Source organism: Pseudomonas parafulva, assembly GCF_002021815.1.
Classification (GTDB): Bacteria; Pseudomonadota; Gammaproteobacteria; order Pseudomonadales; family Pseudomonadaceae; genus Aquipseudomonas; species Aquipseudomonas parafulva_B.
Window position 1 is genome coordinate 1,900,532 of sequence record NZ_CP019952.1, and the last position, 12,039, is coordinate 1,912,570.

General features: G+C 60.0%; 11 protein-coding genes and 2 pseudogenes. 3 read left to right on the forward strand and 10 right to left on the reverse strand.

The features are described from left to right. Positions 1-188 precede the first annotated feature (188 nt). The 3 genes and pseudogenes from B2J77_RS21870 to B2J77_RS08405 form a co-directional block, all read right to left on the reverse strand. A pseudogene (locus tag B2J77_RS21870) lies at positions 189-1,190 on the reverse strand (methyl-accepting chemotaxis protein); the annotation flags it as partial. 90 nt (positions 1,191-1,280) lie between these two features. After that, positions 1,281-1,814 (reverse strand): annotated as a pseudogene (locus B2J77_RS21875) (MCP four helix bundle domain-containing protein); the annotation flags it as partial. A 406-nt stretch (positions 1,815-2,220) separates the two neighbouring features. Continuing rightward, positions 2,221-2,406, reverse strand: a complete 186-nt coding sequence (locus B2J77_RS08405) for a hypothetical protein (RefSeq protein ID WP_078478375.1) — start codon at positions 2,404-2,406, stop codon at positions 2,221-2,223. 212 nt (positions 2,407-2,618) lie between these two features. Between B2J77_RS08405 and B2J77_RS08410 the strand changes: the two genes are divergently transcribed. Next, positions 2,619-2,972, forward strand: coding sequence for an SH3 domain-containing protein (locus B2J77_RS08410; protein ID WP_058637891.1), 354 nt, complete (start codon positions 2,619-2,621; stop codon positions 2,970-2,972). A gap of 657 nt (positions 2,973-3,629) precedes the next feature. Here B2J77_RS08410 and B2J77_RS08415 read toward each other — a convergent pair. The 3 genes from B2J77_RS08415 to B2J77_RS08425 form a co-directional block, all read right to left on the reverse strand. Further along, complete coding sequence (locus B2J77_RS08415; RefSeq protein WP_078478376.1) at positions 3,630-5,051, reverse strand: GGDEF domain-containing protein; 1,422 nt, start codon at positions 5,049-5,051, stop codon at positions 3,630-3,632. Positions 5,052-5,170: 119 nt separating this feature from the next. After that, positions 5,171-7,000 carry an SLC13 family permease gene (locus B2J77_RS08420; RefSeq protein WP_078478377.1) on the reverse strand — a complete coding sequence of 610 codons (1,830 nt, stop codon included), beginning with the start codon at positions 6,998-7,000 and terminating at the stop codon, positions 5,171-5,173. Positions 7,001-7,153: 153 nt separating this feature from the next. Beyond that, complete coding sequence (locus B2J77_RS08425; RefSeq protein ID WP_058603420.1) at positions 7,154-7,444, reverse strand: RcnB family protein; 291 nt, start codon at positions 7,442-7,444, stop codon at positions 7,154-7,156. Positions 7,445-7,560: 116 nt separating this feature from the next. Between B2J77_RS08425 and B2J77_RS08430 the strand changes: the two genes are divergently transcribed. After that, complete coding sequence (locus B2J77_RS08430; RefSeq protein ID WP_058637888.1) at positions 7,561-7,911, forward strand: hypothetical protein; 351 nt, start codon at positions 7,561-7,563, stop codon at positions 7,909-7,911. Between the two features lie 104 nt (positions 7,912-8,015). Beyond that, positions 8,016-8,837, forward strand: coding sequence for a class I SAM-dependent methyltransferase (locus B2J77_RS08435; RefSeq protein ID WP_058637887.1), 822 nt, complete (start codon positions 8,016-8,018; stop codon positions 8,835-8,837). Here the strand turns inward: B2J77_RS08435 and B2J77_RS08440 are convergent, their stop codons facing one another. The 4 genes from B2J77_RS08440 to B2J77_RS08455 form a co-directional block, all read right to left on the reverse strand. Beyond that, positions 8,838-9,605: an SDR family oxidoreductase gene (locus B2J77_RS08440; RefSeq protein ID WP_058637886.1), complete on the reverse strand. Its 768-nt coding sequence runs from the start codon at positions 9,603-9,605 to the stop codon at positions 8,838-8,840. Positions 9,606-9,642: 37 nt separating this feature from the next. Continuing rightward, the gene (locus B2J77_RS08445) at positions 9,643-10,710 is read right to left on the reverse strand and encodes a phosphotransferase family protein (protein WP_058637885.1); all 1,068 of its coding nucleotides are present in this window, start codon (positions 10,708-10,710) and stop codon (positions 9,643-9,645) included. 199 nt (positions 10,711-10,909) lie between these two features. Next, positions 10,910-11,227, reverse strand: a complete 318-nt coding sequence (locus B2J77_RS08450; RefSeq protein ID WP_058637884.1) for an SCP2 sterol-binding domain-containing protein — start codon at positions 11,225-11,227, stop codon at positions 10,910-10,912. A 56-nt stretch (positions 11,228-11,283) separates the two neighbouring features. Continuing rightward, on the reverse strand, positions 11,284-11,994 hold the full coding sequence (locus tag B2J77_RS08455; RefSeq protein WP_078479408.1) for a histidine phosphatase family protein: 711 nt from the start codon (positions 11,992-11,994) through the stop codon (positions 11,284-11,286). Between the last annotated feature and the right edge of the window lie 45 nt (positions 11,995-12,039).

A 12,039-nucleotide genomic window follows, 5' to 3' on the forward strand; every position in this document is an offset into this window, starting at 1 on the left:
GGTGCAAGGATATGCGATGCAGCCCCGGTGAGCAGCCCAAAAGGCACAAATCGTCGCTTTTTTTACAGAAACTCACGACGGCCTTGCTCCGGGGCAGCGGTATTTGCGTCACACAATCGCGCGAATCCCTGCCCCAGGGGCACGGTGCAAGCTTTCCTGGCAGGCCGCATCCCCTCTGTCATCAAGCCCTAGACCTTGAACTTGGCGACCATTGCGTTCAGGTCCACCGCCAGGCGTGACAATTCCTGGGCGGCGGCGCTGGTCTGGTTCGCGCCGGCCGAGGTCTGCATCGCCAGGTCCCGGATGTTCACCAGGTTTCGATCCACTTCGCGGGCCACCTGGGCCTGCTCTTCGGAGGCGCTGGCGATCACCAGGTTGCGTTGGTTGATGGACGAAATGGCCTCGGCAATCGTGTTCAGTGCCTGACCTGCGGATTGGGCGATTTCCAAAGTGCCTGAGGCGCGCCCTTTGCTTGCGTGCATGGCTCCGACTGCAGACTCGGTGCCCGACTGGATGCCTGTGATCATGCCTTCGATCTCGGCGGTCGATTGTTGAGTTCGGTGCGCCAGCGCCCTGACTTCATCGGCGACCACGGCAAACCCACGGCCGGCTTCACCGGCGCGCGCAGCCTCGATGGCAGCGTTGAGCGCAAGCAGGTTGGTCTGGCCTGCGATCGAGCCGATGACATCCAGTACCCGGCTGATTTCGTTGGCGCTGGTGGCCAGCTGTTCGATTTCCTGCGAAGTGGTCGTGACATCGCCAACGAGCTGACCAATGGACTGCAGCGCATCGTTGACCCGTTGCTGACCCTCACGGGTGGTCTGGTCTGCACCTTTGGAGGCATCGGCGGTGTTGACGGCATTGCTGGCCACTTCCTCCACCGCTGCGGTCATCTGGTTCACCGCCGTGGCCGCCTGGTCGATTTCGGCGCTTTGCTGATGCAGGCCGCGGCTGGTGTCTTCGGTCACCGTGAACAGCTCTTCGGACGCCGAGGCGAGCTGGTCGGAGGCGGCAGCGATGCCGGCAATCGTCTCGCGCAGGCTGTCTTTCATTCTGGACAAGGCGTGCAACAACAGCGCGGGCTCGTCGCTACCCGTCACCTTGATGACCTGATTGAGCTCACCCGAGGCCACCCGCTCGGCGACGGCCACCGCTTCGCTCAAAGGCCGCACAATGCTGCGGGTCAGCATGATGGCCAGCGCGATCATCAGTACGATGATGCCGACGATCGTCGCCGTGATAATCGAGAAGGACTGCTCATAGGCGTCAGTACTGACCTGGGAGGCGTTGGTTGCGCCGTTGGAATTGTACTGGGTCAGCTCGATCAGCGACTTCATCATCGCGTCGGCATAATTGGCCAATTCACCATTGACCAGGCGAGTCGCTTCTGCAATGTCGTTTCTGCGTACGGCGTCAAGAATTGCGTCCTGCAACGTATGGTAGGTCGCGCTTCTGACCAGAAATGCGTCGTACAGGGCCCGGTCTCGTTCCTCTGTCGCTGTTGCCTTGTACGTTTCGATTTGTTCCTGGTAGTGCTTGGAGATGTCCGCGATCTTGTCCAGTGTCGCGGCCCTGGCGCTGGGGCTTTCTTCCAAAACGCTGCGCAAGGTCAGTGCTCGGGCGCGGCCCAGGTTCATGCTGACCTCGTCCAGCAGCATGATTGACGGTAACCATTCGGTGCGCACTTCGTCAGTGGCCTTGTCCATCGTGTGCATGCGGTACAACGATGCCAGTCCCAGGATCAGTACGAGAAGGGCGACCAGCGTGAAGATGACCGCCGCGCGTGTGCCAATTTTCAAGTTCCGAAAATACATGTGTAGCTCCTTGGTGTAGCAATGCTTGCTAGGCTAAGCAAGTCCAGCAGGGTGACCGTGGTAATAAGGCTGCAGCCCTCTCGTTGAAACAGCTATCGGCACCTTGGGCAATAAACTTTAAGAATAAACATAAGCAGTCTACGAACGGCGCAGTCCGCCATCCGATCGCTCAGTTGAGTGACTTTCAGCAAGCAGCGAGCCTATTTATTTCGTTACCGCGCAGTGCTGTTTAGGTAACAATTTATTTCGCATTGATCTGGATCAATCAAATGTTGATCAGATCGACCGCAGGTCTTCGAAGTATTCTTTAACCCAGGTTCGGTTGAAGCAGGCGAGTGCCGGCCTCTTGCTGTGAGCTTCAGGAACCACGGGCAGCCCCGACCCTGTTGGAGGCCGGGGCCAGGGGCTATTGCAGCGTCTCAGGCTTAAACGCACCCGGTAGTTGTGCCAGTGTGGTTTCGATTCGCGCTATCGATCCCGCCAGTGCGCTCGCTTCTTCGTGCTTGCCTTCACTGCTGAGCTTGTCCCGCTCGCGGCGCAGGTTCAACAAGGTTTTTTGAAGTCGCAACGCCGACTCATTGTAGTCGTCCATATAGTTCTCTTAACGAAAAGCGTCCTTGCTGTTGTAGGAAAGGCTGACCGTAACAGCTCAGATCCATCCCATAAACTGATCTTTCATACAGCGGAAATGAAGCCTGAGGAAATCTCCTACATTACGCGCCAAATATTCCCACAAAGAGGCCGCAAAGCAGCAACTTCCACAGCTTCTGCTAGGCTCGGAGGTTTCCGGCCAAGGAGAGGCCTGTGCATTTCATCGTGATCGAGCGACATCGCAGTGCTTACCGACGCCCCCTTCGTTTCGCTCAAGGCACGCTGCTGGAAGTGGGCCCGCGTTACGAGAGTGAGCCGGGCATGCGGGACTGGTACTTGTGCAGTTGCACGGGCCAAGAGCCGGGTTGGGTACCGGAGCAGCTTATTGAACGCCTGGATTTCAATCAGGGTAGGGCGTTGGATCACTATTGCGCCCATGAGCTGGATGTGGACCCGGGTCAATTGGTGCAGCAGTTGCATCTGCTCAACGGCTGGCTGTGGTGTCGTCGTCACGGGGATGGGGAGCTGGGATGGTTGCCTGCCGGCAAGCTCCAGCAACTTATATGAACGTAAGCGAACCAGCGGCGGGATGGACGGGTACGAAGGGTGTCTACCCTTCATCTGATCTGCTTTTTTTCTACAAACCTGAATCTGTAACCGTATCAGTGAAAAACGGAAAATGACGTCATTCCGTATCACACTGTCGAGGTTTCAATGAGCAAGCTGGCGCTGTTCCTGGGTGGTTTCCTGCTGTTGACCATCATGATCGGGCTGCTGGGAACCATTCCTCCTAGTTGATCGCATGAGCGTTTCCCTCCTTCCAGCCCGCCGGGTTCCATTGCCCAGGCGGGCTTTTGATTTGTGCCACAGCCCAGCGCTGCTCAACTGTCATTCTTCAAGCCTGGTGTCTTCATAGCCCCCGCTGTGCACGGCTCATTCATTCAAGGGTCGAAGTGGGATAAGTCGTTCTCCAGGCTGGGAAATCTGTCCACAGAAAAAGTGGGTAGGTCTGTGGATAACGTGCTGCAACCCAAGCGCCCGGCGGGCTCCGTTAAATTGAGCAGAAATTGAGCAACATTTTGTCTGGCTTTTGGACTGCCTGATCGAGCGGGGCCGTCGCACAGGTCCTTGCTCAAATCGCCTGAGCGGCCGGCTTGACGTGCCGGCGATAATCTTGATTTGCCGGGTGAAGCTACTGATTTCAATGAGCGCACAGCAATAGGCTTAAATGGCCCGACGCTGCGGCTCAGCTTGCTCCACGCGATTGCGTCCCTTCGCTTTGGCCAGGTACAGCGCCTTGTCGGCACTGGCCAGCAATGCGGTCAGATCAGGAGTCGGCATGCCTTCGTCGCAGCCTGCCAGACCGATACTGACCGTGATCTGCAAACGCTGCCCGGCTTGCTCCACCTGAAGGTCCTGAACGGCACGGCGCAGGCGCTCGGCCGTAAATTGCGCCCTGTCCGGTGCAAGCCCTGGCACGATGATCACGAACTCCTCGCCACCCATGCGCGCGAATACTTCGTTGCTGTGCAACTGTTCCTGCAACGCATCGGCGAACTGGCGCAGCACCTGGTCGCCAACGGCGTGCCCGTGGGCATCGTTGATGGACTTGAAGTGATCGATATCCAGCATCATCAGCGTCAGTGGCAGGAACTGCTGATGCTGACGACTTTCCAGCAGCGCGTTTGCACGCTGGGTAAAGGCGCTGCGGCTCAAGGTACCCGTAAGGTGGTCGGTGGTGGCCTGGTGTGCCAGACGGGCAAGCAGGCTGCGATTGGCCTGGGTCACGCAGGCCACCACCAGCGGCCCCAACACCAACATCGCGATGCCCAGGCGCGCAGACATCAGCGCCGTCACACCCGACTCGCTCTGCGGCACGCTGAAGTGCATAAGGCTCTGGGCAACGGCAACGATCAACGTGCTACCGGCGGTCAGCGTCAACAACGAAACCAGAAAGGGCGAGTACGTCCAGGCACACCACAAAAGGGCGGCGATCGGAAACGCGATGGCGCCCGGGCCGCCGAACGCGATGCTGAACGCCAGCGACACCAGCATGACCAACAGCGGGGCGAGGCGAATCTTCTGGCTCCCGCCCTGCAACAAGGTACGCGCTGCCGGTGCGGTGAGCATCACCGGCAATACCAGCACCGCGGTGGAAAACTGCTCGCTGAACCAGGCCAGCCAGGTGCTGCGCAGGGACTGCTCGAACCAGGGCGCGGCCATCACCGAGGCCAGGCTCGCAGCCACTGAGGCCCCAGCCGCGCAGGCGCCGAATACGCATAGCACCCCATGGGGCGTGCGCATGCGCCGATGCAGGCGCGGCAAGCGCGAAAGCAATTGCCACAGGGTGACCACAACGCCCATGTTGCACAGGTTGAACCACAGCGCCGGCGCCAAGGCACTGGCACAGAGCAGGTCGGCGCCAACCATGGCCAACCACATCAGCACGAACCCGGACACAGTTGCCTGGCGGGGATAGCGCAGCAACACACCTGCCAGTGCGGCATTGACTGGCCAGAACAAGGACAGGGATTCGATCGGGCGAGCCAGGATGCCGCCAATGGTAAGCGCGAAGGTCAGGCTGAACAGTGCGGCGTAGGGCAACAAGCGCGATTGGGCTGGAAAAACCATGGGCTCGACCGGCAAGCGGAAACGATATCCAGGACGACCGCTGAACGCACCTGGGGCAATTGCGCATCAGTGTGTTGTTCCGGCTAGTTGATGTCAATCTGCCCAGCTGGAAGGTTTTGCGCGTGCCGCCAACCTCACAGCCCGAAGAACCACGGCACCATGACCACCGTGACCCCCATCACCAACAGCGTGAACGGCACCCCTATCTTCACGAAGTCCGCAAACCGATATTGCCCTGGGCCCAGCACCAGCGTGTTCACCGGCGAAGACACCGGCGTCATGAAGGCCGCCGAGGCTGCCAGCGCCACCGTCATCGCAAAGGGGTAGGGCGACATGCCCAGCTGCGCCGCGGTCGAGATGGCAACCGGCGCCATCAGCACCGCGGTCGCCGTGTTGGAGATAAACAGCCCGATCACAGCCGTGACCGCGAACAGGCAGGCCAGCATGGCGCTGGGCCCGGCGTCGCCCAGCACATTCACCAGCGCCCCGACTGCCAGGTCTATGCCACCGGTTTTCTGCAAGGCCTGGGCAAAGGGCAACATGCCCACGATCAGGATCAGACTTTGCCAATGGATCGAACGGTAGGCGCTGTTCATGTCGATGCAGCGGCCTGCGCCCATCAACAGGCAACCAATGAGCGCTGCTATGACATTGGGGACCGCGCCACTGACCATCAAGCCAACCATCACCGCCAGGCTCAGCAGCGCCTGGGGCGCGCGCCGGCGAGCAGGTGCCACCAGATCGACCTCGGCCGGCAAGCTCAACACCAGAAAATCGCGCGGTTTGCCTTGTAGCTGGCGTACGGCCTTCCACGGCCCGACCACCAGCAGGGTATCGCCCAGACGCAGCTTTTCTTCGACCAACTGGTCTTGCACGGCCGCCTGGTCGCGCCGCAAGCCCACCACGTTAAGGTCGTAACGCGAGCGAAAGCCAAGCTCCAGGATGCTCTTGCCGATCAGTTGCGAGCCCGGCGGCAGGGATACCTCGGCCATGCCTACCTCCTGGGACTGGTCGATGAAGTAGGCGGCCTTGAAGTGCAAGGGTTCCAGTTGCATGGTCTGGCACAGGCTGCGCAGATCGTCGCGGTTGGCAAACAGGTCCAGCAGCAGCACATCGCCCTGGTGCAGCACGGTGTTGGAGTCTGGCGCAATAACGCGCGTGGTGAACTTGTGCTGACGTTCAATACCGATGACGTTGGCTCCGTGGCGGGTACGCAGCTCCAGCTCGCTTAGGGTATGGCCGATCAGCGGTGAATGGGGACGAATGCGCAAGCGACGCTCGCGACCATTGAGCTTGTAGTCCAGAACCAGGTCCAGCAGCGTGCGCCGGGTCTCGACACGTCCGTCCTTGCGCACCTCGCCATTGAGCCAGTGTCGCGTCAGAAGCATGTAGCCCACACCCAGTACCAGGACCACCAACCCGAAGGGCGTGAAGCTGAAGAACGAGAAGCCTTGTTCACCATGGCGTACCAGTTCGCTGTGCACCACCACGTTGGGCGGGGTCGCCACCAGGCTGAGCATGCCACTGATCAGGCCGGCAAAACTCAGCGGCATCATCAGGCGGCTGGGAGAGAGCTTCAAGCGCGCAGCAATGCTCAGCACGACCGGTATAAAGATGGCCACTACCCCCGTGGAGCTCATGACCGAACCCAGGCCGGCCACCGCGACCATCAGCAGTACCAGTAGGCGCGCCTCGCTGTTGCCTGCCCGTTCGCTCATCCATTCACCGATGCGATAAGCGATACCGGTGCGCACCAAGCCTTCACCGATGACGAACAGGGCAGCGATGAGCACGACGTTCGGGTCGCTGAAACCTGCCAGCGCTTGGTCGATCGTCAGCACGCCCGACAGTGGCAACGCTACGATCACCAGCAGCGCTACGACATCCATGCGTGGACGGTTGATGATGAACAGCACAACGACAATGGCAAGCAGGGCCAGCACCCATGTCAGCTCTAGATTCATCGGGAGAGGTGTTCCTTCACACAGGGCACATGAACAATAGCCGGTAGTGTGCCACCTGAGCGTGTACGAGGTGTTGATGTATTGCAGTGTTTAACGAGGAGAGGCGATGCGGGGGCTTGCTCGGCGGGTGCCTGACACCCGCCGAGCAATGGGTCATTTGACGTGCTGGATGGCCAGAACCACGCCATTGGTCGTTTGTACGAGGACGTAGCGATCGCCCATGCGTACCCAATGGCTTTCTTTTTCCGGTGCCGGCAGGCCCTTGGCTTTCCAGTCCTTGATGGCCGCTTCGTCGCGCTTGTATTGATCCGGGGCTTTGTCGCCTTCTTTCAGTTCACGGTTGTGGGTGGCCGAATTCTGCACGCTATCGTCGGTGGACGTTGCTGCAGTGGCGACCATCGGCAGGCAGGGCAGGGCAGCGAGGAGCAGGTAGTGCAGTTTCATGGCGGTTTCCTTGTTGCGTGGTGTTTGTGCTAAGACAGCGGAAGTCGCACCACAATTCACTCGCGTCCATGCCAGTGCTAGAGTCGCCTCCTTCTTAATGATTTAGAGGATGGACCATGCGTGTGATTTTGCCCCTGGCCGCAGCCGTGCTGCTGGTCGGTTGTGCTTCTGCGACCATGGATGCGGCCCGCAGCGGCCAACCCACTACGCACATGAACTCGCGCAAGGCGCCTGAACGCGTTGCCCAGTGCATCCAGTACGGGTGGCAGGAAGAGCGCGTATTCGGCCAGGACGCCAGCGGCTACCTGGAGCCGCGCAAGCAAGGCGGCTTTACGGTTTATACCCGCGAGGCCGAGACGTTCGTCGATGTCTACCCGCAGGACGGCGGTACGCGTATCGATTACTACACACAGAACGACAACGGCGTCTCGTTGCAGCGCCGGGCGGCGGCCGCAACCTGTCTCTGACGGGTAACGTGCGAGCCAGGGCTTTACACTTTTTTGCATCAGAACGCTGCCAGGTGTGTGGCATCGGCCGCTAGACTGCGGCATCGCCCATCGAGGATGTCGACGTGAACCCTTCATTACAGCTGAACCAGGCCAATTGGGACGAGCGCGCACCGCTGCACGCAGCCTCACAGGACTACCAGTTCGATCAGTACGTCCAACACCTTGCGCACCTGTCACAGACAGTTCAGTTCGACCTGCCGATGCTGGGCAATGTCGAGGGGCTGAGAGCGGTACACCTGCAGTGTCACATCGGCACAGACACGCTCTCGCTTGCCCGGCTGGGCGCCGATGTGTGCGGCCTGGACTTCTCTGCGGCCTCCCTGGCGCAGGCCAAGCGGCTGGCGACCCTGTGCGCTACGCCCATCGACTACCATCAGGCCGATGTGTACGCCGCAGCCCAGGTGTTGCCAGCAGGTACGTTCGATCTGGTCTATACCGGCATCGGCGCCCTGTGCTGGCTGCCCCGTATTGCGCCGTGGGCACAAACCGTAGCGGCCCTGCTCAAGCCCGGCGGCCGGCTTTTCTTGCGCGAGGGGCACCCCATGCTCTGGGCGGTCAATGAAAGCCATCAGGACCGCCTGCAGCTCGACTATCCCTATTTCGAATGCGAGCAGCCAACTGTATGGCAGAGCGACGAGACCTATGTGGCCACCTCGCAGCGATTAGCGAACACCCAAACCCATGAGTGGAACCACGGGCTGGGCGAGTTGATCACCGCGCTGATGGCCAACGGGTTGCAGCTCACAGCGCTGTTAGAACACCAAAGCGTGCCATGGGAAGCGCTGCCGGGGCAAATGGCCAAGGGCCCGGACGGGGAGTGGCGGCTGCGCGAGCAACCGGCCCGCCTGCCGCTGAGCTATACCCTGACAGCCGTCAAAGCCTGATCAGGACAGGTAGCCACCGTCCACGTTGAGCGCCGCCCCGGTCGTATAGCTGGAGGCGTCGCTTGCAAGGTACAGGACAGCCCCGGCCATTTCCTTCGGGTCTGCCACGCGCTTAAGGGGGATTTGCTGTAGCGCTGTATTGAGGATGGCTTCGTTTTTGACCAGTGCCGATGCAAACTTGGTGTCAGTCAGGCCCGGCAACAAGGCATTGCAGCGAATCCCGAACTGCGCACACTCCTTGGCAAACACCTTGGTCATGTTGATAACCGCCGCCTTGGTCACCGAATAGATGCCCTGGAACAGGCCAGGTGAAACGCCATTGATCGAGGCCACGTTGATGATGCTGCCGGCGCCGTGCTCGCGCATCAGCTTGCCTGCTTCCACCGACATGAAGAAATAGCCGCGAATGTTCACATCCACGGTTTTCTGGAATGCCGCCGGATCCGTGTCCAGCACATTGCAGAACTGCGGGTTGGTCGCGGCATTGTTCACGAGGATGTCCAGGCGTCCGAACTGCTCGCGTATACCGGCGAATACCCGCTGGATTTGCTCCAGTTCGCCGATGTGGCACGCCACTGCTGTGGCCTTGCCGCCGCCAGCGATGATGGCATCGGCAACGTGTTGGCAGCCCTCGAGCTTGCGGCTGGAGACGATCACATGTGCACCTTGCTGCGCCAGCAAGTGTGCAATCGCTTCGCCAATGCCTCGGCTGGCCCCGGAAACAAAAGCGATCTTGCCCTGAAGGTCGAACAGGTGGGTCTGCGGCATGCTGCTGGTCCCTTGTTGTCGTAAGGTGCGTTGGTGATCAAAGGCTGGACTTGGCAATGACTTGCAAGGTCATCTGCTCCAGCAGCCGGTTCATGTGAATGAATTGGGCGAAACGCTTGTCCTGGGTCTGGCCATGGAAATAACGGAAGTAGATCTGCTGGACGATGCCGGCCAGACGGAACAGACCGTAACAGTAGTAGAAATCGAAGTTGTCCAGGTCGATGCCTGCACGCTCGGCGTAATGGTCCACGAACTGGCGCCGGGTAAGCATGCCCGGCGCGTTGCTCGGCTGACGACGCATCAGTTGTACCGGCGCCGGGTCGTCTGCCTGGATCCAGTACGCCAGGCTGTTGCCTAGGTCCATCAAGGGGTCGCCCAAGGTGGCCATTTCCCAGTCCAGCACGCCAATGATGCGCATCGGGTTGTCGGCATCCAGGATGACATTGTCGAACCGGTAGTCGTTATGCACGATTGCAGGTGTGACGTGGTCGGCAGGCATTTTCTCGCGCAACCAAGTTTTGACCTGCTCCCAGCGCGGTGCGTCGGGGGTCATGGCCTTGTCGTAGCGGCTGGCCCACCCTTCTATCTGGCGTTGCACGTAACCGTCCGGCTTGCCCAGGTCGCTCAAGCCGCAGGCGCTGTAGTCCACGCGATGCAAGTCCACCAAGCGGTCAATGAAGCTTTTGCACAACGCCGTGGTGCGTGCAGCATCGAGGTTAAGTGCAGTGGGGATGTCCGAGCGCAGAATGACCCCTTTGACGCGCTCCATGACGTAGAACTCACTGCCGATCAGGTGGGTATCGGTGCAGTGCGCATAGGCCTTGGGGCAGTAGGGAAACCCATTGTTGAGCTGGTTGAGAATACGAAACTCACGCCCCATGTCGTGCGCCGACTTGGCTTTTTGCCCGAACGGCGGACGGCGCAAGACCAGTTCTCGGTCAGCGTATTTGACCAGGTAGGTGAGGTTGGACGCACCACCCGGGAACTGGCTGACGGCGGGCGCACCGGTCAAGCCGTCAATGTGCGCCTTGAGGTAGCGGTCGATGGCTGCCAGGTCAAGCTCCTCGCCGGAACGTACTTGCGTGGACTGGTCGGTGAGCGTCATGGGTTTTCCTTATTCTCGATCACTCGGACTATTTTGTAATCTAATGCTTGCGCTCGGTTGGGACAAGCGTCCCAGGTCGCTATTGGCCAGGGTGTTGCCAGTCGATCAACACCTTTGATGCTTGCCGTGCCGGTAAGCGCCAGACCAAAAAAAACCGAAGCCTTATGGGCTTCGGTTCAGGGTCATCCAAGGATGCTGCTCAGGATGGGAACAGTTCGCTGAGCTTCATCGACAGCATCATGTCGCCTTCCACGCGCAGCTTGCCGCCCATGAAAGCCTGCATACCGTCGGTTTCGCCGCTGACGATGCCCTTGAGTGTTTCGCTGTCCATTACCAACGTGCAGTTGGCGTCTGGATTCTCGCCTTCCTGCAGTTCGCAGGTGCCGTCCTTGACGATCAGGGCGTAGTGCTTGTCTTCATCGGTGATGTTGAAGCCGAATACCAGGTCCAGGCCTTGGGCAGCGGATGGGTTGAATTTCTCTTGCATCTTTTTGACGGCATCAGCTACGGAGGTCATGGCGCATTCCTTATAGAGTGATTTTCACGTCCCCGCAGGGACACAACAGGCCGGGCTCACCGGTAGGTGATGAGCTCCGGCGTCCTCAACAGTTGCACATGGGCTTGACTGTTGAAAGAAGCCAATGCCACGTCGCGGCCTCTGAACTTCAATTGGCTCAGCGACGTGTTGATTATCTGCCAGTTCAAGGCAAATGCCTGATCCGGGGTAATGCCTGAAACCAAGTGCAGCAAGGCGGCAATGGTGCCACCGGAGGTGAAAATGGCAATGTTGTCGCCACTGCCTGCGCTGTCCAGCACGCGGTTCAGCCCCTCGCGCACGCGGGCAGTGAACGCTTCCCAGGTTTCCAACTCGTCGCTGCCATGGGTTCCTGAGTGCCAGCGTTGCACCATCAGCGCGAACAGGCGCTGAAACTCGCTGCGGTGCTGCGCGACGTTGCTCAGGATGGCTGGCGCGTTGGGTTCGTCTATCGACAAACCAGGCAACAGCGCACGGATCACCCCATCGGCGTCGAATTCGTTGAAAGCCGCGTCGGTCTCAACAGCCGGCACGGCGTTGCCACCGGCCTGCATTGCTTGAAGGGCGAGGCGGGCAGTGTCCTGCTGGCGACGCAGATCACCTGCCACACACCGCTCCAGCCGTACCCCTAGCTGAGCAAGGTGCTCACCCAGCGCCTGACTCTGGCGCACGCCAACGGGCGACAGCACATCGTAGTCTTGTGCGCCGAAGGAGGCCTGGCCGTGTCGAATCAGGTAGAGGTTGCCCACGAACGCTTCCGCCATTGAAGGTTGCTGCCGAGGTTAGGGTGCGGT